This is a genomic window from Acinetobacter sp. YH16042, from assembly GCF_013417245.1.
Classification (GTDB): Bacteria; Pseudomonadota; Gammaproteobacteria; order Pseudomonadales; family Moraxellaceae; genus Acinetobacter; species Acinetobacter amyesii.
On record NZ_VPEJ01000009.1, the window covers coordinates 30901 to 52521 of the forward strand.

Annotated in this window: 18 protein-coding genes; 15 read left to right on the forward strand and 3 right to left on the reverse strand. The window is 40.1% G+C overall.

The genetic code is table 11. The annotated features are described in order from the left end of the window. Positions 1-76 precede the first annotated feature (76 nt). The 7 genes from FTV37_RS08425 (at position 77) to FTV37_RS08455 (ending at position 9920) form a co-directional block, all read left to right on the forward strand. On the forward strand, positions 77-1126 hold the full coding sequence (locus FTV37_RS08425; protein WP_180063518.1) for an NADP(H)-dependent aldo-keto reductase: 1050 nt from the start codon (positions 77-79) through the stop codon (positions 1124-1126). Positions 1127-1473: 347 nt separating this feature from the next. Further along, the gene (gene clpB / locus FTV37_RS08430; protein WP_168377776.1) at positions 1474-4053 is read left to right on the forward strand and encodes an ATP-dependent chaperone ClpB; all 2580 of its coding nucleotides are present in this window, start codon (positions 1474-1476) and stop codon (positions 4051-4053) included. A 225-nt stretch (positions 4054-4278) separates the two neighbouring features. Next, positions 4279-5115: a hypothetical protein gene (locus FTV37_RS08435; RefSeq protein WP_306669391.1), complete on the forward strand. Its 837-nt coding sequence runs from the start codon at positions 4279-4281 to the stop codon at positions 5113-5115. Further along, complete coding sequence (locus FTV37_RS08440; protein ID WP_180063519.1) at positions 5115-6665, forward strand: GH3 auxin-responsive promoter family protein; 1551 nt, start codon at positions 5115-5117, stop codon at positions 6663-6665. The genes FTV37_RS08435 and FTV37_RS08440 overlap by 1 nt, the downstream gene beginning before the upstream one ends. A 1-nt stretch (position 6666) precedes the next feature. Beyond that, positions 6667-7833, forward strand: a complete 1167-nt coding sequence (locus FTV37_RS08445; protein ID WP_180007878.1) for a GNAT family N-acetyltransferase — start codon at positions 6667-6669, stop codon at positions 7831-7833. Positions 7834-7961: 128 nt separating this feature from the next. Further along, a complete protein-coding gene (locus FTV37_RS08450) occupies positions 7962-9263 on the forward strand; it encodes a DUF945 family protein (protein ID WP_180063520.1) in 1302 nt (433 codons plus the stop codon). Positions 9264-9497: 234 nt separating this feature from the next. Then, the gene (locus FTV37_RS08455) at positions 9498-9920 is read left to right on the forward strand and encodes a hypothetical protein (protein ID WP_180063521.1); all 423 of its coding nucleotides are present in this window, start codon (positions 9498-9500) and stop codon (positions 9918-9920) included. Between the two features lie 41 nt (positions 9921-9961). Here FTV37_RS08455 and rlmKL read toward each other — a convergent pair whose 3' ends face one another. Next, a complete protein-coding gene (gene rlmKL / locus FTV37_RS08460) occupies positions 9962-12166 on the reverse strand; it encodes a bifunctional 23S rRNA (guanine(2069)-N(7))-methyltransferase RlmK/23S rRNA (guanine(2445)-N(2))-methyltransferase RlmL (RefSeq protein WP_078188622.1) in 2205 nt (734 codons plus the stop codon). 221 nt (positions 12167-12387) lie between these two features. On the opposite strand from rlmKL, the gene FTV37_RS08465 reads away from it, so the two are divergent. The 5 genes from FTV37_RS08465 to FTV37_RS08485 all read left to right on the forward strand — a co-directional run bounded on the left by FTV37_RS08465 (position 12388) and on the right by FTV37_RS08485 (position 18209). Further along, entirely contained in the window at positions 12388-12744 is a 357-nt protein-coding gene (locus FTV37_RS08465) for a hypothetical protein (protein ID WP_180063522.1), read from the forward strand. A 369-nt stretch (positions 12745-13113) separates the two neighbouring features. After that, on the forward strand, positions 13114-14130 hold the full coding sequence (locus FTV37_RS08470; protein WP_078188620.1) for an aspartate carbamoyltransferase catalytic subunit: 1017 nt from the start codon (positions 13114-13116) through the stop codon (positions 14128-14130). Positions 14131-14139: 9 nt separating this feature from the next. Next, positions 14140-15375: a dihydroorotase gene (locus FTV37_RS08475; RefSeq protein ID WP_180063523.1), complete on the forward strand. Its 1236-nt coding sequence runs from the start codon at positions 14140-14142 to the stop codon at positions 15373-15375. A 208-nt stretch (positions 15376-15583) separates the two neighbouring features. Beyond that, the gene (locus tag FTV37_RS08480) at positions 15584-17059 is read left to right on the forward strand and encodes an OmpA family protein (protein WP_180063524.1); all 1476 of its coding nucleotides are present in this window, start codon (positions 15584-15586) and stop codon (positions 17057-17059) included. Between the two features lie 121 nt (positions 17060-17180). Then, on the forward strand, positions 17181-18209 hold the full coding sequence (locus tag FTV37_RS08485) for a DUF1311 domain-containing protein (RefSeq protein ID WP_180063525.1): 1029 nt from the start codon (positions 17181-17183) through the stop codon (positions 18207-18209). Between the two features lie 46 nt (positions 18210-18255). Here FTV37_RS08485 and FTV37_RS08490 read toward each other — a convergent pair whose 3' ends face one another. Next, on the reverse strand, positions 18256-18702 hold the full coding sequence (locus FTV37_RS08490; protein WP_078188616.1) for a universal stress protein: 447 nt from the start codon (positions 18700-18702) through the stop codon (positions 18256-18258). 141 nt (positions 18703-18843) lie between these two features. Beyond that, positions 18844-19287: a universal stress protein gene (locus FTV37_RS08495; protein WP_078191806.1), complete on the reverse strand. Its 444-nt coding sequence runs from the start codon at positions 19285-19287 to the stop codon at positions 18844-18846. A gap of 311 nt (positions 19288-19598) precedes the next feature. Here FTV37_RS08495 and FTV37_RS08500 point away from each other — a divergent pair, with 311 nt between their 5' ends. The 3 genes from FTV37_RS08500 to FTV37_RS08510 all read left to right on the forward strand — a co-directional run bounded on the left by FTV37_RS08500 (position 19599) and on the right by FTV37_RS08510 (position 21594). After that, positions 19599-20606, forward strand: coding sequence for an alpha/beta hydrolase (locus FTV37_RS08500; RefSeq protein ID WP_180063526.1), 1008 nt, complete (start codon positions 19599-19601; stop codon positions 20604-20606). Between the two features lie 81 nt (positions 20607-20687). Continuing rightward, a complete protein-coding gene (locus FTV37_RS08505; RefSeq protein ID WP_078188613.1) occupies positions 20688-21032 on the forward strand; it encodes an SMR family transporter in 345 nt (114 codons plus the stop codon). 1 nt (position 21033) lies between these two features. Further along, positions 21034-21594, forward strand: a complete 561-nt coding sequence (locus tag FTV37_RS08510) for a TetR/AcrR family transcriptional regulator (RefSeq protein WP_180063527.1) — start codon at positions 21034-21036, stop codon at positions 21592-21594. Positions 21595-21621 lie beyond the last annotated feature (27 nt).

A 21621-nucleotide genomic window follows, 5' to 3' on the forward strand; every position in this document is an offset into this window, starting at 1 on the left:
AAACAAAGCCGATATCTTAGGTAAGCTACTTCGTGACTTATATATTGATATTTAAAATAAAGAGGGAATTTGTGGCATGCAATTTAAACCATTGGCACATAGCGGAATTTTAGTTCCAGAAATTTGTTTAGGCACTATGACGTTTGGTGAACAAAACACCCAAGCAGAAGCTTTCGAGCAACTGGATTATGCTTTAGAGCGTGGTCTTAACTTTTGGGATACTGCAGAAATGTATCCTGTCCCACCGAAACCTGAAACCCAAGGTTCAACTGAAACTATTATTGGTAACTGGATTGCAGCTCGCGGTGGACGTGATAAATTAATCTTAGCTTCAAAAATTGCAGGGCCGTCACAAGGCGGTAGTCATATTCGTGACGGGCAAACTAAATTTATTGCTTCGGAAATTGAGTCTGCACTGGATCATTCTCTTCAGCGCTTACAAACAGATTATCTTGACTTATACCAGTTGCATTGGCCGCAACGTCCAACCAACTTTTTCGGTAAATTGGGTTATGGCAATGCCGAAGCAAACAGTACGCAAACTATTACCAATTTAGAAGAAACATTAGTTGCTTTAAGTCATGAGGTGAAAAAAGGTCGAATTCGCTCAATTGGACTATCTAATGAAACGCCATGGGGAACGTTAAAATTCCTACAACTTGCAGAAAAGCATGGTTTAGAAAAAATTGTCAGTGTGCAAAATCCATATAGTTTGTTGAATCGTACTTATGAAATCGGTTTATCTGAAATTGCACACTACGAAGGCGTGGGCTTATTGGCATATTCACCTTTAGCATTTGGTTATCTAACAGGTAAATTCCGTCATGGTGCACGTCCTGCCAATGCTCGAGTGACACTATTTTCACGCTTCAGCCGCTATTCAAATGCGGAGAGTGAATGGGCAACAGAACAATATGCACAATTGGCTGAACAGCATGGTTTAACGTTGACACAGTTAGCACTAGCATTTATTAAGCAGCAATTTTTTGTTACCAGTACAATTATTGGTGCGACAAATCTAGATCAGTTGAAAGAAAATATTGATGCTTTTGAGGTGAATTTATCAGAAGACATTTTAAAAGGGATTGAAGCTATTCATCGCCAACAGCCAAATCCTGCACCTTAAGCTGAACTTTTTAGTGGATTAAGCAAAAGCCTGCATGTAAATGTGGGCTTTTTTGACATTTGTATTATTTAAGCAAATGGAAAATCATTGAATTTTATTGTCAGAAAGTCAGTTGAGTTGACAAGAAAATTGCCTAAAAATACATATGTATTTAAACAATATAATAAAGTACTAAATTCTTCAATAAATGACTTGAAAAGTATTCTATTTATACCAATATTATAATTGAGATTTATCTTTATCTTAAAATTAACTCATTGAAAAATATTTAAAAAATGTATTTGAAATTTTAAATATGACTCCCATATATGCTTCAAGTACAGAATTTGTTGTGAGGAATAACAAGAATGCGATTCGAAAAATTCACAAACCGTTTGCAGCAAGCATTATCCGATGCCCAATCTTTAGCAATGGGGAAAGACCATACAGCCATTGAAGGAATCCATATTCTTTCGACATTGCTTGAAGAGCCTTCGAACCAAAGCTTGTTACAACAGGCAGGTGCTAATCTTCCTGAGTTAAAAACCAAACTTCAGCAAGCCCTACAGGATACCGCCACCATTGCGACGCCTACAGGGGACATCAACCTAAATCCTGAAGCAGTCAAAGCGCTAAATTTAGCCGATAGTTTTGCGCAAAAAGCTGGAGATGAGTTTCTTTCTACAGATTGGGTGATTCTCGGTTTAGCTGAAACGGGTAAAACCAAAACCTTATTAAATAGTGTAGGCGTAACGACAGATAAATTACGTAGTGCAATTGAACAAATACGAGGCGGTGAACAAGTCATGAGTAATAACCACGAAGATCAACGTGATTCACTCAACAAATATACCTTAGACCTCAATGCACGTGCATTAGAAGGTAAGCTAGATCCGGTCATTGGTCGTGACGAAGAGATTCGCCGTACCATTCAGGTTTTATCACGCCGTAGTAAAAACAACCCCGTACTGATTGGTGAGCCGGGTGTGGGTAAAACAGCAATCGTTGAGGGCTTAGCACAGCGTATCGTCAATGGCGAAGTTCCTGAAAGTCTGAAAGGTAAACGTGTACTTTCACTCGACCTTGGTTCATTGCTTGCAGGTGCAAAATACCGCGGTGAATTTGAAGAACGTCTTAAAGCAGTTCTAAAAGATTTGGCCAAATATGATGGCGAGATCATTCTCTTCATTGACGAATTACATACGCTTGTTGGCGCAGGTAAAGGTGATGGTGCAATGGATGCAGGGAATATGCTTAAACCTGCGTTGGCACGTGGCGAACTTCGCTGTGTAGGTGCAACCACCTTAGATGAGTACCGTCAATATATCGAAAAGGATGCGGCATTAGAACGCCGTTTCCAAAAAGTGATTGTTGATGAACCGAGCGTGGAAGACACCATTGCGATTTTACGTGGTCTAAAAGACAAATATGCAACCCATCATGGTGTGCAAATTTTAGACTCTGCAATTATTGCTGCGGCAAAAATGTCGCATCGTTACATCACAGACCGTCAGTTGCCAGATAAAGCCATTGATTTGATTGATGAAGCAGCATCACGAATCAAAATGGAAATTGACTCAAAACCTGAGCCACTTGACCGTTTAGATCGCCGTTTAATTCAGTTAAAAATGCAACTTGAAGCGGTGAAAAAAGATGCAGATTCAGTCTCAAAAGCTGAAGTTGAGCATTTGGAGAAACAAATTGCTGAAGTTCAAAAAGAATATAGCGATTTGGAAGAAGTGTGGATTGCGGAAAAACGTCTGGTTGACGGAACGAATCAAGCTCAAATTGAGTTAGATAAAGCACGTACTGCCTTTGAAAAAGCACAACGTGAAGGTGATTTAGCAGAAGCGAGCCGTTTGCAATATGGAGTCATTCCTGAGTTGCAAAAACGCTTGAATGAAGAAGAAATTGCGGAGGTGAATGAAGAGCCGAAACTGATTCGTACCAAAGTCACTGAAAATGAAATCGCTGAAGTGGTAAGTGCAGCTACAGGTATTCCTGTTGCAAAAATGCTACAAGGTGAACGTGAAAAACTCTTACACATGGAAGAGTTCTTACATAACCGTGTAGTCGGTCAAGATGAAGCGGTCGTAGCAGTATCAAATGCGGTGCGTCGTTCTCGTGCAGGATTATCCGATCCAAACCGCCCAAGTGGTTCATTCTTATTCCTTGGGCCAACAGGTGTAGGTAAAACTGAGTTAACCAAAGCTCTAGGTAACTTCTTATTTGACAGTGATGATGCGATTATTCGTATCGACATGTCAGAGTTTATGGAAAAGCATTCGGTGAGCCGTTTAGTGGGTGCTCCTCCGGGCTATGTGGGCTATGAAGAAGGCGGTGTATTAACTGAGGCTGTACGTCGTAAACCTTATAGTGTGGTGTTGTTTGATGAGGTTGAAAAAGCCCATCCAGACGTCTTTAACATCTTGCTTCAAGTGTTAGATGATGGTCGATTAACTGACTCACAAGGTCGTGTGATTGATTTCAAAAACACCGTAATCGTGATGACCTCGAACTTAGGTTCAACCGATGTTCGTGAATTAGGTGAAAACCCGTCGAAAGACGAAGTTCGTGCTGTGGTCATGGCTGCTGTATCTGAACATTTCCGTCCTGAATTTGTGAACCGTATTGATGAGCTAGTGGTTTTCCATTCTTTACAAAAAGCGCAAATTCGTGGCATTGCAGATATTCAGTTGGATCGTTTACGTTCACGTTTGGCTGACAAAGACATGAGTTTGGCAGTTGAAGATAGTGCCTTTGAGTTACTTATCGATGCTGGTTTTGACCCTGTATATGGTGCACGTCCTCTAAAACGTGCCATCCAACAACAAGTTGAAAATACACTGGCACAGAAAATCTTGTCAGGCGCGTTCCAACCGGGCGATACGATTGTTGTTCAAGCGGAAGGAGATCACCTAAGTTTTGACAAGATGAAACTCAATTAAAAGGTACAAATTAGCCACGTTCAGTTGTAAAAACAGAAACCCGGTTTAGGCCGGGTTTTTTTATTTTACGCTTTTCGTGATTTTCGTTTAAATACGTAAAGTTGATTGCATTTCATCATTTTCACCCACTAATATGACGTCCGCACGCATCCAACGAGATGACTGTGTTCTGTAAAACAAAAACAATATCGCGCGTTCATCAAGAATGAATGGCAACAGGAAATTATGATTATGATGGAATTTAAACTGCTTAGGCAGATCAAAAAAGAACCTTATAGTTTATATAAACATACTGGTGACATCACTGTTCAAGAACTCAAACGTATGTATGGTATTTATCAAAAGTATTATGCCAATACCCGTTATGAAATTTTTGAACGCGACTTCTTAGAAAAAACCGGTGTTTTTTTTATTATTGAACCGAAAAATAATCAAATTGTCGGATTTTCGACGGTTATGGAACGTGACTTTGTTGTTGATGGTAAAGCCCGACATGCTTTTTTCAGTGGAGATACCATTATTGAGAAAGAGTATTGGGGAAATCGTGCATTAACTAGAGCAATGTTCCGTTATATTATTAGTTTTAAATTTCGTCATCCAAGAACACCTATATATTGGATTTTAATCTCTAAAGGCTTTAAAACTTATCTGCTCTTAGCCAATAACTACTACAGCTACTATCCACACTATGGTGAGAAAAATGCTCATCTCAAAGACTTTGTTGAATCGTACTGTAAAGAATACTTCTCAGAATATTATAACCACGAAACGGGTCTGCTGAATTTTGGCGAAGACTATCAACCACTCAAAGCAGATGTTGCGCCCATCACCCATGAAATGCGCGAAAATAATACCAAGATAGCTTTCTTTGAAGATAAGAACCCAACTTGGGTCGATGGAACAGAACTTCCGTGCATTGGTGAATTACGCTGGAGCGATTTATACCGTTATGTGAATCGATTCTTAACCAAGACCACCAGTGTGAGCAAACATGATAGCAAGTTACGTTATAAGTCACGTACATTACATATTGCGACAGGTTCTGACTCGAAGGTGGCCTAATGGGATTGCTTCTCACCACTGCACATCAAGTTTTGAATATTACCTGCCGCAAAGCGTTTCAACGCTATACACAGCAGGCAAATCAGCTAGAAAATGTGCAACGTAAAAAATTAAGCCATTTTTTAAAGCAGCACATTTCGCAAAATTTAAGCTATGAGCAATTTGCCAAAAAGTATCCGCTTTCTCGTTATAGCAATTGGAAAAGCCAAATTGAACAATCCAGACAAAGTGGCAAAAATAGTTTGGGGCCTGAAAAAATTGTACGGTTTCAACCGACCAGTGGGTCGAGTGAAGCAATTAAATTCATTCCCTATACTCAGGCTTTTTTAGATGAACTGGATGAGGCTATTGGTTTATGGCTGACTAATTTATATCGGACACACCCACAACTTAAAAATTCAACGCATTATTGGTCGGTTTCATGGTTGCCTGAAAGCCAGCGAAAGCTTTTAGAAAATAGTAATTTAAATGATGACAGTGCGCTGCTTAATCTGTCGAAGCGAGTGTTGAGTAAAATTACTCAATCGGTACCGACTGAAATTGCGATGGCAAATTCAGCCGAAGATGCCATGTTTGCAACCGCGGTGTATCTCGTTGCAGATAAGCATTTAGGCATGATTTCGGTATGGAGTCCTACATTTGCATTGCAATTGCTGGATATTATTCAAGAACATCAAGCTGAAATTGTACAGGTCTTAAAAACTGGACAATGGCAACGTGATGGTTTGAGTTTTCTGCAAGTTCCTAAATCTTGTCAACAATGCTATCGCTTACAAGACTTGGATTTAACCCAAGCAACGGCGTGGAAAAAACTGTGGCCTAAACTCAGTCTGGTTTCGAGTTGGGATACAGCGAGCGCAGAGCAATGGGCAGTACAGCTACAGCAACGAATTGCAGGGGTGGCATTTGAGGGTAAAGGTTTATGGGCAACTGAAGGCGTAGTGACGATTCCATTTGCAAACCGTTTTACCTTAAGTTATCAGTCACATTTTTATGAATTTATTTTGCAAGACAGCCAAAAAGTGGTGCCATCGTGGCAACTGAAAGTAGGTGATATTGTTAGTCCTGTGATCACGACAGGTTCAGGATTAATTCGTTATGTGATTGATGATGAATTAGAAGTCACAGACTTTTATCAGCAAGTGCCATGTTTCGAATTTTTAGGTCGTAAAATGACAGTAGATTTGGTCGGAGAAAAGCTCGACCACAATGCTGCAGTTAAAGTTCTTGCAGAGTTTAAACAAGCGGATTATTTGCCGATTAGTATCTTGGGTATCGAACAATGTTCGGTTAAAAAACCGCACTATATTTTACTCAGTGAAGGCAATGTAGATAAACAACCATCCGCTCAAGCACTAGACCGTTTGCTTAAACATAATTTTCATTATGAATTGGCACGCGATCTAGGGCAGTTGGATGAACCTGAAGTGGTTCATGTACAAGATGCATGGGACTACTACAAAACATTAGCCATGAACAATGGCATGATTGAAGGGAATATTAAGCCTGAGCCGCTTAAGAAAATGAAAACAAAAATAATTGAGTATTGAGATGGATATTGATGTGTTAGATGCACCGTTCGACGAAACGGCGCTATATCATTCAAAGAATGAGACTAAGTTTGCGGTTCGAAATGCGACTGTCGAAGATGATGAGCAACTAATGAAAATTAGTGCTGAGACTGTGCCAAGTAATGGCATTACCTTATCTTATGAACGTCACCCGAGTTATTTGGCTGCTAGCCATGCACAGTATAATCGACCAGATTTAAAAGTGGTTGTCCCTGTGGATGATCCATCTATTGTGATTGCGATGATGAATTTGGGATGGCGTTATTGTTATATCAATGGTCAGCCTGACCTAATGCGTTATGTCGCCGATTTAAGAATGAATCCAGCGTATCGTGGTGCTAAAGTCATGCGCTTATTGATGGACTATCTCCATGATGAAATACCACAAGACACGATTTTTGAAAGTGTGGTTTTAAACGACAATATTGTCGCTGCCAGTATTTTACATCATGAAAGATCTGGATTTCCGCTGCCATATTTTTATGATGAAATTCGAACCTTTACCGTTTCACAGGCAGTGAAACCAAAAACTTTCAATCAATATCAATTTAAAACCCTGACTGCTGAACGTGTAGATGAAGCGAATGATTTCATTTTAAAAATGAAAGACCATTATAATTTTTTACCTAGCTATGATTTTAATGCTTTAGTAGATGGTCAAAATCCATTTTGGGCATGCTTAAATCTAGATGACTTCTATTTGATTTACGATCAGCACAATCAGTTGGTTGGACTTTATGGCTTATGGAATCAAAAAAGTTTTAAACAAACTCGAGTGATCGATTATTCAAGGTCATTAAAGTTGATGAAACCTTTTTATAATGCCTATGCCAGTGTGCGTGGTGTTTTATTACTGCCAAAAATTCATGGAACCTTTGATTATTTAATGTTGCATAGTCCGCTATGTCATCCTGAACATCTGGACGTATTTGCAAGTTTGATTTTTCATGCAAAACAGCAGACAAAGCAACGTGGTAAAGAAACCTATTGTATTACTTTGGCAGAGAAGGACCCGCGTATTGAGTGGATGAAAAATACGACCTCACATGTGTTAAAAGCCAAGCACTATTTTCATAGTTTTAAAGCCAATCCATACGCTGCTTTTGATCGTAAACGTATTAGTTATTTTGAAGTTGGGCGTATATAGAGGAAGTGATAACGATCAAAAAATCAATTAAAACTGCCAAATCAATCATTTAAAATCATTCTAATTGTGTACTTATGTAACTGAGTTCTTCAGTATACTGCGCAAAGAATAATCAGAATGAGAAAGACATGTCGAAGTTGATGTGGGGAATTGGCAGTTTAGCGGTGCTTTCAGCAGCAGTGGTGGGAGGGAATTTATATGCAGATAAATCTCTTGCCCAATTTTATACACAGAATAATTGGTCCGCAGCTGTACAAGATGTTGATGTAAAGTACAGCAATTATCAAATGGGCTTGATGGGTGGAACAGTCGATTGGGTATTAACCCTGAAAACAGACCCGTGTAAACCGAAAGAAGTGATCGTGTTGAAGGGTACAGATCAGATTCAACGTGGGTTGAAAGGCTATAATATCAACTCGAATTTTAAGATTGTTCAACAACAAAGTACGTCCGAATATGCCAAGCTTTTTGGCACGGACTTAACGGCAAAAACGTTGGTCAATTGGATTGGTCAAAGTAAAACAGATTTACAGATTCCTGCATTTAAAACGACTGCACAAGGTGCAACAGTACAAGCTGATGCAAGCCAATTGCAAATTCGGATCAGTAGTTTACCGGGGCAAGTCACTAAGGTATCTGAGCTTTCAATCCATTTACCTGTGGTTCGGTTGAGTGAAGGTCCAATGCAAACCATGGTGCAAAATTTTTCGATGAAGACCAATCAAGGTCTAAATCAGAAAAATCTTGAAAATGGCTTTGTTGAAATCCAAGCGGGTTCTATCAAACGTTTAGATCAAAAGTTCTCAGGCGGCATGCGTGGTATGCAACTGCGTTGGGAGACCGAACTAAATAAACATGATGTGGACTTTGAAGGCTACTTAAAAGCTGATGAGATGGATTTCCCAGGTTCACCAGTCACCAAAGATTTCGCACTAAATTTGGCATTACATAAAGTCAATCTAGATAAAGTTCGTGCATTTAGTGAACTTTTGCATCAGGTGGAAAATTCATGCGATGCAGTGAGTGAATCAAGTGAAGAAATGACTCAAGCTTTCTTAGCTATCGCAAGCCAAGGTTTTGATTTTGAGTCTAAAGATAACTCGATCAGTATTGGTGGAGGTAAAGCCTCTGCAAATGTCGTGGGGAAAGTCATGCCGGGTCACCATGCCTCAATGGAGTCTTTTATTAAAATGGTGCCGAGCTTACTGGATTTTCAAGCAGACTTAAGTTTTGATAAAAATATGATGACTGCAATCATGAATAACTTTTTGCAATTACAGGGCAAAAGTTTGTCAGGACAGGAAGCTGAAGCCATGTTTGCTGGTTTTGAAACATCAGGGCAAGGCAAGCGCGATGGCGATAACATGGTCATGAGTATGCAATATAAGTTCGGTCAAAAGCTTTTTGGTCAAGCCATACAAAAGAAATAAGCAACCAGTAGTGAGTAGTTAAGTTTAAAAAATATAAAACCGTCATAGATTGGCGGTTTTGTATTTTTGGCTACAGAATTATGATTTTCAGTTTATCGGAACACAGCGGCCTAGCCATTGTTGAACAGTTGAAAAGTTGCTAGCGTCAATGGGCAACTAGCCAATGAAAACAACAATAGGAAAGACACCATTTCACACGATTATTTTTTTAGACGGAAACTTGTTCATTCATCCATGCCTAAATGTTCTTGGGTAAAACACAGTCTTATTAGTAGCATTTTTCTGATCGCTGTTCAGTCTACAGCTTTTGCGGGTACTTCAATTTCAGATCAACGTTTGTCGAATGAAACGCAAGGTAAAAAACAGTTTAGTGAAGAAACCTTAGATATTATTGAGAGTGAGGTAGCTAAACCCAAAGAAGAGCAGCAGCAAAATTCAAATCATAAATCTAATCGTAATAATAAGATCATTCAGGAGGCCCAGCTTGAAGGTTCAACTATGAGTGATTATTTGCTTCAAAAGAAAAGGGCAGCGGATCAGGTCGGGTTAATACAATCTCCAGAAGTAGCACCGATTAACCGTATCGTGCTGCAAGAGCGACACGAAAATATTCGAGTAACGTATCCAGATGGCGTCGTGGTTGAAATGAAGCACTGACGTGCTTCATTTCATAGATCAGGAATTTCTAAAGTTAAACCTTAGATTTGTGGATGGGTAATTTTCCATGCACGGTGAATTTTGGTATTACGTTTAAAGTCTAGGCCAATGGTTTCATTGCTGATTTCTTCAACGTCAAACATTGCCATGATTACATCATCCATCTCAAAACCACGGTAGTTGTTTGAGAAGTAAAGCGTACCGTCAGTGGTTAAACGGTTCATGGCACGTTTAAGCAAAGACATATGGTCGCGTTGGACATCAAACGTACCATAGAACTTTTTAGAGTTTGAGAAGGTTGGTGGGTCAATAAAGATCAGGTCATATTGCTCGTGACCTTCTTTTAACCATTCAAAACAGTCGCTAGAGAAGAACTGATGTTGTTCATCTGCATGATCTACAGTCAAACCATTCAGTACAAAGTTCTCTTTAGACCAGTTTAGGTAGGTATTTGACAAATCGACACTGGTCGTACTTGCTGCACCGCCAAGTGCTGCATGTAAGCTCGCTGTAGAGGTATAGCTGTATAAGTTCAGGAAGTGTTTACCTTTGGCTTCTTTGGCAATCCGTAGACGCATTTGACGATGGTCAAGGAACAGACCTGTATCGAGGTAGTCTGTTAGGTTCACCAAAATCTTTGCTTTGCCTTCTTGAACGATAAAACGTTTAGACGCAGTACTTTGTTTGGTGTACTGATTTTTACCTTCTTGGCGGGCACGTGTTTTAATGAAAATCGCATCACGACCTAAGCCTGTCACTGCACGAATCGCTTGCAGTGCTAAGTTAAAGCGTTTTTTGGCTTTCTCAGGGTCAATTTTTTTCGGTGGTGCGTATTCTTGTACGTGTAAACGATCACCATATAAATCTACTGCGACATTAAAGTCTGGTAAATCGGCATCATATAAACGTAGGCAGAAAATATTTTCTTTAACTGCCCATTTTTTAAGATTCTGCATGTTTTTTTGCAGACGGTTAGTAAAGTCTTCTGCACCTTCAATTTTTTCAAATTGTTGGGGTTCCCAATGCTCGAGGAAAGGCTTTTGAACTGCCGCAGGTTTGACAGTACCAAAACGGACGTAAATTGGGAGCTTACCATTCATCAAACGTAAAATTTGCGGATCATTGAAGGCAAGGACATCGGCCTGTTCAACTTGTGCTGCAATAATCGCAGCAGGCTGATTCGGGAAGTTCTTTTGTAATAGTGCCGATAAACCTAAATACAGTGCGCGGTTAGAGGCTTTATCACCTAAACGCTCGCCGTATGGCGGGTTAGTGACAACAAAGCTTTTCTTACCTGTTGCTTGGAAATCTGGCCAGTCTGCAAGTGTACGTTCTTCAATCTTAATTTGATCAAGTACAGATTCGAAACCTGCCGCGATAATATTTTGTTTAGTCGCTTTTACCGCTTCCCAGTCGGCATCAAATGCATAGAATTGTGGGAGAGGGTTTTCAAGTGCAGCTTTATGACGTTCAGCAGCTTCGCCTTTGATCGACATCCAAAGTTCATGGTCATGACCATTCCAACCATTAAAACCAAAACGACGAACAAGGCCTGGCGCGCGGTCAGTCAAAATCATTAAAGATTCAATGATAAATGTCCCTGAACCACACATTGGGTCCAAGATAATATCGGGTTGATGCTGTTTAAGTTTTGCTTTCTGTAAGATGGCAGCCGCTAAGTTTTCTTTAATCGGTGCATCTGTCATGTAGCGACGGTAGCCGCGTTTATGCAGAGAGTCACCTGATAAATCTAAGCAATAAGTATGTTCAGTTTTGCCAGCTAATACATACAATGTAATTTCAGGTTGCTTAATGTCAATGCTAGGACGTTTGCCCACAGCTTCCATAAAGGAATCGACCACACCATCTTTGACACGTAAAGTTGCGAACTGAGAATTGACTTTAATGTCACGTTCGATGTGTAAACGAACGGCAAATGTACTTTGTGGTGCAAAAATAAGTGACCAGTCAAAGTTTATTGCACCTTCATAGAGCTCTTCCGCTACATCACGTGCATCATGCGTGAACTCTAATTCATGTGTATGAATTGGAGTGAGTACACGAGAAGCCAAACGTGACCACATGCAAATACGGTATGCATCTTCAAGTGTGCCTTTGAATACAAGACGACCCGGGAACTGTTCAATATTTTGAACACCTAAACCTTCAATTTCCTCGCGGAGTAAGGTTTCCAGTCCATCTGCACAGGTAACCCAATATGTAGAAAGACGCGGTTTCGAATTCATGTAAATTTCCAAAGGCAAAAAAGCAATCGCATATTTTAACGTATTTTCGTGGATTTGGGCGGACGATATTGCGCTGAAACGGGAGAAATATCGGTAGATTTGAATGACTTTACCAAATTTATTCTGCGTACATTGTGAGAAATATCACTTAATGGTACAAAAATTGCTATAACCCTGATCAAAATTCGATCTTTATAATATTGATATCATTAGGGGTATTTATGACAGGGCTGGCAATCAATAGTCAATCAAACGCATTTTCAATCGCCACTTTAATTTACGCGCGTTTACGTCGTGTGTCAGGTCGGGTTATTGACGCGTTATATGTGGTAGAGAACGCAGAATATGCACGCTTTGTTTCTAACTTGGCTTTGGAAACGGCCGATCCTGAATTATCTCGTTTGGTTGCGCGGCTTTACAGCGAGTTGAATTTGCATGAAGCTGCCGTTTCTGAAGCAGAGGAACTGACGGACAGTTCAGTACAGCCTGAAACGGCAGAAATATTAATGAGCGAACCGACTGCGGAAGACATCTGTAAAGCACAGGTTGCACATCGTTATATTGGCGCATTGCGTTAATTCAATCCCGCTGTGAGCAGCAGCATAAATTTCCTGCTGCACACCGCCTGAAGTATCAACCATCTTTCCATGTTTCAAGAGCTGTTGAACTGTGCAGAAGGCGGTTGTTCATAGCTGAACTTTATCTGTTTGAAAGTATTCAATTCAATCAAAAATAAGGACAGATAGAAGTCCTGTTTGAAGGCTTTTTGAAAGGGGAAAGGTGAAGTTTAAATTAAAACGTTTAATTTATCTAATTGAAATGATAGATAGGAATTTGAAAATTCATTTTGAATAACATCATGAGTTTGCATTGAACGTTGAAAACTTCAACTGCCATTTGCCAAGATTCTCTGTATAATGCGTTAACTTAACGATAAGGAATCTCTCATGCACTTGGCGGCATTGCATACACCGAGCCAGATTCAACTCAACCAAGATGGTAACTTAAAACATTTCCTCACCATCGAAGGCCTTTCTAAAGAAACTCTCACAAAAATATTGGACACTGCACAGTCCTTTTTTAATGACCAAAATCAGCTGATTACCAATAACCTTTTAGAAGGTCGTACGGTGATGAACCTGTTTTTTGAAAATTCAACACGTACCCGAACCACTTTTGAAGCGGCAGCAAAACGTCTGTCTGCAAACGTATTGAACATTGATATTGCACGTTCAAGTACATCAAAAGGCGAGACACTGCGTGATACCTTGTGGAATTTAGAAGCGATGGCGACCGACATTTTTGTGGTTCGTCATTCATCGTCAGGCGCGCCGCACTTTATTGCCAAAGATGTTTGTCCGCATGTGGCAATCATCAATGCAGGCGATGGCCGTCATGCGCATCCTACGCAAGCCATGCTGGATATGTTGACGATTCGCCGTGAAACCAAAAAGAATTTTGAAGATATTTCCATTGCCATTATTGGCGATATTAAGCATTCACGTGTTGCCCGCTCAGATGTCGCTGCATTGCAAACGTTGGGCTGTAAAGACATTCGTGTCATTGCGCCAAATACTTTGCTGCCTTACGGTTTTGATGATTATGGCGAAGGCATTCGTCTGTTCAACAATATGGAAGCCGGCATTCAAGACTGCGACGTGATTATTACTTTACGTATTCAAAATGAACGTATTGATTCTCCTGCGCTGTCATCTCAAGCCGAATTCTACAAAATGTACGGTTTGAATAAAGAGCGTTTGGCTTTGGCAAAACCTGACTGCATCGTGATGCATCCGGGACCAATGAACCGTGGTGTTGAAATTGACTCGAGTATTGCCGATGGTGCTCAGTCGGTGATTTTACATCAGGTGACCAACGGTATTGCGGTGCGTATGGCGGTACTGGCTTTGGCAATGCAAGGTCAGTTGCAAGAAAAAGGTTTAATTGAAGCGATTGCAGTTTAAGGGATAGTCATGAGTATTGTTAAAGTTGAAAATGTACGTGTCTTAGATCCAATCAATCAAACTGACAGCGTACAGACGGTTTATATTGAAAATGGCCGATTGGTTGCCGAAAGCAATGCCGCTGAAACCATTGATGGTCAAGGCAAATGGCTGATGCCAAGTATGGTTGACCTTTGCGCGCGTTTACGAGAGCCGGGTCAGCAGCAGCACGGCACTTTAAAGTCAGAAGGTAAGGCTGCGCGTGCGAATGGTATTCTGCATGTGTTTACGCCGCCAGACTCTAAACCGATTGTGCAAGACAATGGCGCATTGATTCATGGTCTGGTGGAAAAAGCCATGCTAGATGGCGGCATTTATCTGCAGGTGATTGGCGCGCAGACTCAAGGCTTGTTAGGCAAGCAGCCTGCGAATATGGCAGGTTTGAAAAAAGGCGGCTGTACAGCAGTATCAAATGCCAATGCGCCATTTATGGACGATGATGTGGTGATTCGTACCTTGGAATATGCTGCGGGTCTGAACATGACCGTTGTGTTCTATGCCGAAGAACCGCAGATTGCCAAAGATGGCTGTGTGCATGAAGGCTTTGTCGCATCTCGTCAAGGTTTACCGATGATCCCTGCATTAGCGGAAACCGTAGCCATTGCAAAATATTTACTGATGATTGAAGCCACTAAAGTGCGTGCGCACTTTGGTCTGTTGTCATCAGGTGCATCTGTTGAATTGATTAAACATGCCAAAGCGAAAGGCTTGCCGGTGACTTGCGATGTAGCCATGCACCAATTGCATTTAACGGATCAGTTGATTGATGGCTTTAATTCACTTGCGCATGTGCGTCCGCCACTGCGTTCAGAACAAGATAAAGACTTGCTCCGCCAAGCAGTGAAAGACGGTGTAATTGACGCGATTTGTACGCATCATGAGCCACTGAGCAGCTCTGCGAAAATGGCGCCTTTTGCTGAAACACAGCCCGGTTTTACCGCATTTGATACCTTTGTACCTTTTGGTATTCAACTGATTCAAGAAGGTCTATTAAGCCCACTGGAATGGGTTGAGAAAGTCACACTCGCACCTGCTAAAGTAGCCAATATGCAACAACGTTGGGCAGATGAAGCGGGTTGGGTGCTTGTCGATCCAGAACTTGAGTGGACTATTAATAAAGACACGATTGTCTCAAATGGTAAGAACACACCATTAATTCAGCAAACGGTAAAAGGTAAAGTAGTTCACGCTTTTTATGCCGTTTAAGCGCACGCTCAACATGGAAATTTGTTGATTCTCAGAATTTTGATTAGACATTAAAAAGTCAGCTTCGGCTGGCTTTTTTAGTGAAGATTGAAAATAAAAAAGAAATTAAAGCGTTGACAAGTCCGAACAAATTATTACATTTGATCAAAAAATAAGCATATAAACTGAAGTTCATATGAAAATAATGACAACTGCATGGAGTACAAATATGAGTATAGATTTATTAGCGCTGATTAAGCAGCACGTCTCCTCGATTGTGCTGGACGGTGATACACAACACTTAACTGAAAAAAATTCAGCCATTAGCCAGTTTATTCCATTCCTGTTAAATATTTTTCGATCCAAACCTGAATTTATTGATGCCTTTCAAAAACAGTTAAATCCACGAATTAGTGATATTTTCTCGGCGAATCCCACATTAAAAGAACAATTTTTGCAACATCTCGGTGGCGGTACGGCCCCAACGTCAGAAATAGAGCAAACCTTAAACCACTCTATAGCTCCAACTTTAGGGGCACTTGAAAATGAAGCGGGTTCATCTGATCCCGTCGCAATCACGCATTTACTTGATAATCATGCAGATAGCATTTTGGCGGCACTACCACAATGGGCAGTACCTTTACTCGCAGGTTTAGGGGTCAACACTGCAGCTGGCCGTACATTACACCAAGCACCTGTTGTTGAACCAACACTTGTTATCGTTGAAGAAAAACGCTCGAATTGGTTATTGCCAATTATTGCGCTGCTTATATTATTGGGTCTGATCGCATTTTGGTTTAAGTCTTGTACTAATAAAGAAGAACCAACCACCTCTGCAACAACAGTTGCACAGCCTGCTGCATCTCAGCCAGCACATTTGCAATTTAGCACCGGTATAGATGGGCAGTTAACCAACTGTCAAATTCAAACTGGTGATTCAAATTATCTTGAAATTTTGCAGCAACAAGTCAAACAGATCTTTAACTTTAATACGGGTTGTGGTGCTTCATCTGATGCCAGTTACCATACTCAATTTATTGATCAAGATACCATTCCAACGGTTCTGCAAAAACTTAAAGGTGTGCCAAATACCACTTTAACCTGGACAGAAAATCAGTTATCGATTTTGTCGCAAAATCCTGCGGATGCTCAAAGCCTTGCCAATCAAATTAAGCCTTTAGCAAAAAATATGACGGTATTGGTTCAAGAAGGCGTGAGCGAACAAACAGCAGTAGATAACAGTATTACTGATGCACAAAAAGCATTAGCGAGCATTAACCCTGAACAAGTTCGTGCGCTAGATGTTGCGACTGCGCTGAACTTACAAATTATTAATTTTGCGACAGGTTCATCTGATATTCCTGACGTAAATAAATCGATTTTGGATCAGGCGGCAGCATTGCTGCAGCGCGCTACAGAAGTACATCTGACTGTACAAGGTCATACCGATGCTGTGGGTAATGCGGAAGCGAATAAAGCTTTATCGCAAGAGCGTGCACAAGCTGTGGTGGATTACTTGGTGTCGAAAGGCGTTGATCCTGCACAGCTTCAAGCGGTGGGTTATGGTCAAGAAAAACCGGTAGCAGAAAACAGCACCAAAGAAGGTCAATTCAAAAACCGTCGTATTGAGTTTGAAGTTTTAAATACTGAGAATGGCAAAGTACGAGATGTCACCAGCGAAGGCGTAACTGAAAAGACCAATTAAAACCGTACTAAATGAGATGATATATAAAAAATCCCTGCACATGCGGGGATTTTTCTCGTCAAAGCGCTGTAATTTTGAGTAAAATACGCCCGAAGAATAAAATCATAATGGTACTTATACAATGAAAAAAATAGTCATCACGAGCCTCATGTTGTCTGCGGCATTGATATCCGGCTGTGATAATTTTAAAAATAAAAAAGATACTGAAGCCAAAACGGAAGCGCCTGCTTTGGAAGATTGGAGTTGTACTGCACAAGCCAATATTGACCAATTGCAAGATCATTTAAAAAACGAATATCTCAAAGAATTAAACAAAGAAATACGTCAGTCCGATTATGAAGCCGATCAGCAACTTATGGATCTGATTGTAAAAAATCTAAAATTTAACATTCAAAATGTCACGACTTTAACTGAAGACCCTAATAAAGCCAAAACATTGGAATGTAGCAGTCAATTGTTGGTGGTTTTCCCGAAAGGATTACAAAAGCGTGCTGAAAACGCCTTTGCTGAACGACCATGTGACGAAGGCTGTGAAGAACGTGGTAATTATACTTTGAATGATTCACTCGAAGATGGGGAGTCAGGCTTAAGCATGGATAATGATCAGCTTAAAGGGAATTTTAGCTATAGCATCACTAAAACGGACAAAGATGGTTTGAGCCTAAGTGTCCCAAGTCAAAATGACGTAATTGATAGCGTTGTAACAGTGACACGTCATGCGGTGCTATATGCGGCATATAGTGCTCAAAATAAGCGAGACGAAGAATCCTATCAGCAAGGGATGGAGAGTCAATCTCAACAAATGAGCCTTGCACAAAAGGCGATGGATATTCGTAAGAAAGAGCTAGATCAGGATAATGCCAAAGTGGTGGACCGTCTCAATCAGACTTGGGATCGTTTTAGTGATGAACAAAAGGCGCAGTTACAGCAAGATCAAGCAGACTGGTTTGAAAAGCGTGATATCGACTGTAAAGTGCTTGCACAAAAAAGTGTTTATTCATTAAATGAAAGTGAAAAAGAGACTTATCAAAAGCATTCGCAATACTGGGATGATGCGATGAATACGCAAAATCAAGAGTTGCAATATACCAAATGCTTTAATCAGAAAACTACAGAACGAATTGTATATTTAAACAACGTTTTTAATTGATCTAAAAGAAAAGCCCTCAATTGAGGGCTTTTCTTTGGATCTTAGTTTATTGCTTGATGATCAAAACAGGAATTGGGCACTGCGTTAAAATATTTTGTGCCACGCTGCCTAGCATGGCTTTTTTCAAACCAGTACGTCCATGTGAACCCATGATGATTAAGTCTGCGGAGATTTCATCAGCCACTTGTAAAATCCCTTCGGTTGGCGATACACCATGAATCAAACGGGTTTTAACTTCGATACCATCACGTACAAAGGTTTGTTTGATATCTTCTAAACGCAGCTGAGCACTTTTTTCAGCTTGCATAAAATATTCAGTGATTGCAGGTGCCACAGCATAGAAATCGACACCAACGAATGGATCAACAGCAACAACACTGACAATGGTCACTTGTGCATTTTGACTTTTAGCCAAGCTGAGGGCATGTTCAACAGCAGAATATGAAATTGGAGATTCATCCACAGGGACTAAAATTTGTTGATATTGACTCATATCTGCTTCCTTAATATTTTAAATGTTATCAATCTAATCTTGCTCTATTCACGATATTGTATGAATTAGACAAAAGGGTAAGCTTATTAGTGAAGGGTGTGCTGAATACAAAAAAGCCCACATGATGTGGGCTTGGTCATCTTAAGCTTTTACAACCAACACGGGTAATTCAGTATTGCTGAGTACATCTTGTGCGAAACTACCGAGTAGCATTTTCTTAAATCCTTTGCGACCATGTGAACCCATCACAATCAAATCGGCTTTGACTTCATTGGCTGCTTCTACCACACCTTCAGCAGAAACTTGGCCTTTAATGATTTTACTTTGTGCTTCTACACCCACTTCAGTTGTAATTTGCACAGCTTCTTTCAATGCGGATTCTGCATTTGCATAAGCTTGTACGAAATATTCTTTCATGATTGATGAAGAATAATAGAAGTCTGCATCGGTAAATGGGTCTTCAGCAACAAGGCTGATTAAAGTGAGTTGGCTGTTAAACGCCTTGGCAATAATTGCAGCTTTTTTAACTGCAGAAAACGAGATTTCTGAACCATCGACAGGTACTAAAATGTTTTGATATGACATGGAACAATCTCCTGTAATTTTGCTTTTAAACCCTATAGATTATTGATAACACATTGTCGTGCATGGTTCAATTTATTAATATAAAAAATATTGTAAATTCATAAAATTACATAAATTAATGTCGATAAGTCGTCAAATAAATCTGAGTGGAAAACTCGGACTTTGCTCAAAAAATATTAAAATAAAATCGACTAATTTTCTCGGATTTTGAGCCTAAAAGATCAATTTGAACTTTATAAAAATAAGCCTAAACTATATACAGTTATAAATCTAAGATTTATAACAAAATTGATGCGATTGGATAGTTAGATATGTCATATAAAGTAGGGTTGGTTGCACTCAGTATTTGTTCAATGTTGCATTTGTCTGGTTGTCAAAACACGCAAAGCAGTACCAAAGTGATTGCAGGTGCTTTTAACTTATCGACACAAGTTCAAAAGACCTTTATCAACTTACATGCACCTGACAATGTTATTGTGCAGTCAAATATTCAATATCTACAAAATCCAAATTTAAACTTGGATATCTATCAACCTGAAACAAGTACAGCGATTGCACCAAGACCAACGATTATTTGGATCCACGGGGGCGGTTGGGTCTCTGGCTCAAAAGAACATGCAGGTGGATATTTTAAACGGCTCGCAGCCCAAGGTTATAATGTGGTTTCTGTTCAATATCAGTTTGCACCTGAAGCCATTTATCCTGCGCAGCTCAACCAAATAGATGCAGCACTGACGTTTTTGAATCTACATGCGGCACAATATGGCATTGATTTGCTAAATATGTATTTGGCAGGGGATTCTGCAGGTGCAAATATGGCCAGTCATTATGCCGCCTTGGTTACAAATCCAGATTTTGCGCAAGCGTCAAAGATTCAACCTATATTAAAGCCTTCACAGCTTAAAGGGCTGATTTTGCATTGTGGTATTTATGATTTAAACAGCTTTGTAAATACTGCACCCGACGAGATTGGATTGATCGAGTGGGGCGTTTATAACTTGGTTCAGGCGTATACCGGAGACAAAAAAGATGATGCCGAGTTTTTAACGCGTATTTCAACGGCCTCAAATATTAATGCAAATTATCCGCCTGTATTTATCAGCGGTGGCAATAAAGATTTTTTAACCAAAACGCAATCTGAGCCTTTTGTGGAAAAATTGCTGGCAAATGATGTACCTGTGACAGCGGTTTTTTATCCAGATTCGAAAGAATTTTTGGTACATGAATATCAATTTATGATGAGTAAAAAGGCTAGCCAGCAGACCTTTGATCGCACTTTAGAATTTTTGCAACAACACGTACAGTCCGTTAAAAATTAAAAACAGACTTAAAATGCTTGCAGAATAATCTCTAACTCAATAACATACCTACCAGCTGGTATGTTTGTTTTGGAATGAATAATGAATTCGGTAACATTGGCGTATGGCTTACTGTCATTGGCGATTATCTCAGAAGTAATTGGTTCGACATTTTTGGTGAAGTCAGAAGGGTTTACCAAACTTGCGCCTTCATTGGCTGTCGCAGTTTTATTCTGTTTGGCATTTTATTTATTGTCTCAGGTGATTAAAGTCATACCACTTGGTATTGCTTATGCCATTTGGGCGGGTGTTGGTATTGTTTTAACTGCACTAATTGGCTACTTTATCTTTCGTCAAAGTTTAGACCTCCCAGCCATGTTAGGGATAGGCCTGATTGTTTCAGGTGTGGTCGTAATTAACCTGTTTTCAACTTCTGCTGGACACTAGTATGGATAATCCGCATCAGCGCAAGAAAGAACCTCAACTGATACGCCAAAGTATTTTGCAGCATGCAATCCGTCTTGCTGCAGATAAAGGTGTCAACGGGGTGTCGATTCAAGCCGTTGCGGATTTAGTTGGGGTCACAAAAGGTGGTGTATTTCATCATTTCTCAAATAAGCAAAAGCTCTTAGAGTCCATGATTGTGATGCTTTTGGCTCAATTAGACGAGGTCGTTGATCGTTTAATTGAGGAAGACCCTGAGCCATACGGTCGTTTTACCCGTGCCTATATTGAAATTACCTTAGAAAAACAAATCATGGGTTTGCAACAGTCATGGTCCGCGATTTCGATGACCATGCTGACCGATAAAACTTTTAATGAATATTGGATTGAATGGATGAACTCACGTTTAGAGCGACATCATCAGACCGATTCAGATATAGAACTCAAAATTGTTCGTTATGCAGCCGATGGTATTTGGCTCACCGCTTTTACAGAAGTGGAAGACGAAAGCGAAACCGAATTATTAAAACAAGAACTTATCGCCCGAACGTATCGAGCGAAATAGATTAAATAACTGATGTTACACACGTAA

What these genes read in the sequence shown, in the direction of transcription:
- FTV37_RS08425 (WP_180063518.1), top strand. Translation starts at nt 77, where the DNA reads ATGCAATTTAAACCATTGGCACATAGCGGAATTTTAGTTCCAGAAATT.
- clpB (WP_168377776.1), top strand. Translation starts at nt 1,474, where the DNA reads ATGCGATTCGAAAAATTCACAAACCGTTTGCAGCAAGCATTATCCGAT.
- FTV37_RS08435 (WP_306669391.1), top strand. Translation starts at nt 4,279, where the DNA reads ATGATTATGATGGAATTTAAACTGCTTAGGCAGATCAAAAAAGAACCT.
- FTV37_RS08440 (WP_180063519.1), top strand. Translation starts at nt 5,115, where the DNA reads ATGGGATTGCTTCTCACCACTGCACATCAAGTTTTGAATATTACCTGC.
- FTV37_RS08445 (WP_180007878.1), top strand. Translation starts at nt 6,667, where the DNA reads ATGGATATTGATGTGTTAGATGCACCGTTCGACGAAACGGCGCTATAT.
- FTV37_RS08450 (WP_180063520.1), top strand. Translation starts at nt 7,962, where the DNA reads ATGTCGAAGTTGATGTGGGGAATTGGCAGTTTAGCGGTGCTTTCAGCA.
- FTV37_RS08455 (WP_180063521.1), top strand. Translation starts at nt 9,498, where the DNA reads ATGCCTAAATGTTCTTGGGTAAAACACAGTCTTATTAGTAGCATTTTT.
- rlmKL (WP_078188622.1), bottom strand. Translation starts at nt 12,166, where the DNA reads ATGAATTCGAAACCGCGTCTTTCTACATATTGGGTTACCTGTGCAGAT.
- FTV37_RS08465 (WP_180063522.1), top strand. Translation starts at nt 12,388, where the DNA reads ATGACAGGGCTGGCAATCAATAGTCAATCAAACGCATTTTCAATCGCC.
- FTV37_RS08470 (WP_078188620.1), top strand. Translation starts at nt 13,114, where the DNA reads ATGCACTTGGCGGCATTGCATACACCGAGCCAGATTCAACTCAACCAA.
- FTV37_RS08475 (WP_180063523.1), top strand. Translation starts at nt 14,140, where the DNA reads ATGAGTATTGTTAAAGTTGAAAATGTACGTGTCTTAGATCCAATCAAT.
- FTV37_RS08480 (WP_180063524.1), top strand. Translation starts at nt 15,584, where the DNA reads ATGAGTATAGATTTATTAGCGCTGATTAAGCAGCACGTCTCCTCGATT.
- FTV37_RS08485 (WP_180063525.1), top strand. Translation starts at nt 17,181, where the DNA reads ATGAAAAAAATAGTCATCACGAGCCTCATGTTGTCTGCGGCATTGATA.
- FTV37_RS08490 (WP_078188616.1), bottom strand. Translation starts at nt 18,702, where the DNA reads ATGAGTCAATATCAACAAATTTTAGTCCCTGTGGATGAATCTCCAATT.
- FTV37_RS08495 (WP_078191806.1), bottom strand. Translation starts at nt 19,287, where the DNA reads ATGTCATATCAAAACATTTTAGTACCTGTCGATGGTTCAGAAATCTCG.
- FTV37_RS08500 (WP_180063526.1), top strand. Translation starts at nt 19,599, where the DNA reads ATGTCATATAAAGTAGGGTTGGTTGCACTCAGTATTTGTTCAATGTTG.
- FTV37_RS08505 (WP_078188613.1), top strand. Translation starts at nt 20,688, where the DNA reads ATGAATTCGGTAACATTGGCGTATGGCTTACTGTCATTGGCGATTATC.
- FTV37_RS08510 (WP_180063527.1), top strand. Translation starts at nt 21,034, where the DNA reads ATGGATAATCCGCATCAGCGCAAGAAAGAACCTCAACTGATACGCCAA.